This is a genomic window from Frankia sp. CoWAU3, assembly GCF_977971855.1.
The window spans coordinates 1-1,407 of the sequence record NZ_CDWWXB010000108.1 but is presented as its reverse complement, the minus strand read 5'-3'; the positions used below and the strand labels follow the sequence as shown (position 1 = coordinate 1,407).

Annotated in this window: 2 protein-coding genes; one reads left to right on the top strand and one right to left on the bottom strand. The window is 73.6% G+C overall.

Annotated elements, in window-relative coordinates; translation table 11 throughout:
• Positions 1-828, bottom strand: an 828-nt coding sequence (locus AC08ON_RS11175) for a zinc-dependent metalloprotease (protein WP_476616919.1), incomplete at its 3' end; no start/stop codon positions are given.
• A 246-nt stretch (positions 829-1,074) separates the two neighbouring features.
• Here AC08ON_RS11175 and AC08ON_RS11170 point away from each other — a divergent pair.
• On the top strand, positions 1,075-1,407 hold a 333-nt coding region (locus tag AC08ON_RS11170; RefSeq protein ID WP_476616918.1), incomplete at its 3' end, for a molybdenum cofactor biosynthesis protein MoaE.

Below are 1,407 nucleotides of genomic sequence, written 5' to 3'. Positions count from 1 at the left end.
CCCGACGGCCTCGGTATCCACCGCGATGCCGCGGGCGTACTCCTCCACCGCACCCAGGACGTGGGCGCGTAGCCAGGGGACGTGCGCGAACAGCCGGCTGGACGCGGCCTCCCGCAGCGCCAGGTAGATGCGGACCTCGTCCTCGGGGATCTCCAGGCCCTGACCGAAGGCGACGACACCCGCCGGGATCAGGGCGGCGGTCCCGACCGGTCCGAGTGGCAGCCCGACCTCGGTGGAGGAGACGACCTCGGCGGCCAGGGTGCCGATCGCCTGCCCCACCTGGGCGCCGAACAGCATCCCGCCGACCCGGTTCATCATCTGCATGATCGGGCCGCCGGTGGCCATCAGCCCGCTGGGGTCGAGTCCCGGGGGCAGCGCGCCGCGCAGCTCACTCGGCAGCTCGATCCCGCCACCACCGAGGTGGTTCAGCCCGCTGGAGATCCCAGTGCGCATCGCCTCGGCGACCTTCGTCGCGATCGGGTCGCAGAGGGTCTGCCAGACCGGCAGGGTCTTCTCGATCCACTCCTGCCGCGACCAGGCCTGCGCCGCCGTGGCTCCGGCCGGCAGCGAGGTCACCGCGTCGAGCCAGACGTCGGCGATCCGTATCGCCTCGCTCACCGGCTCCCGCTGGGCCGTGGACACCGCGGCATCGGCGTCGCCGAGGGACCTGACGGCCATCTGGCGGGCCAGCTCCCAGTTGACCGGACCGCCATGCCAGGACAGCAGCCGTTCGAGCTCGGCAAAGAACGGGGCGCCGCCACCGAAGGGGGGCCGGGGCTCGTCGCCGCCGCCAGCGGGCGTGAAGCCGAACGGGAAGTTGTCACTCATCGGCCGTAGCCTCCTCGGGAGGCGGGCAGTCGCACGCACGGTTGGCACATGAACCCACGGTAATGCGTTTTCTGCCCAACGGGCGAAACGGCGCTGGCCCCGACCGTTACGGTCGTAGCTGTGGAACCGACGTGTTCTCCGGCGGGGGCCCCGCCGATCGCGCCCGCGCCACCCGCGCCGCCCGCGCCGCCTCCGTCGTCTCCGTCGTCTCCGTCGTCCGCGCCGGACCCGGACCCGGTCGCGCGGGTGACGCTCGCGGAGATCCGGGACGGCGCCCTGTCGGTGGACGAGTGCATGGCCGCCGTGCGGTCCCCCGGCGTGGGGGGGATTGCCCTGTTTGTGGGCACTGTCCGGGGCCATGACCAGGGCCGCGGGGTGACCGACCTGACGTATCAGGCGCATCCCCGGGCCGGCACGGAGATCGCCCGGGTCGCCGGCGACGTCGCCGCGACCGCACCGGTGCTGGCCGTCGCGGTAGTCCACCGTACCGGTCACCTCGCCGTCGGGGACACCGCCGTGATCGTGGCGGTCGGCGCGGCCCACCGGGCGGAGGCTTTTGCCGCCTGTCGTCGTCGGGTG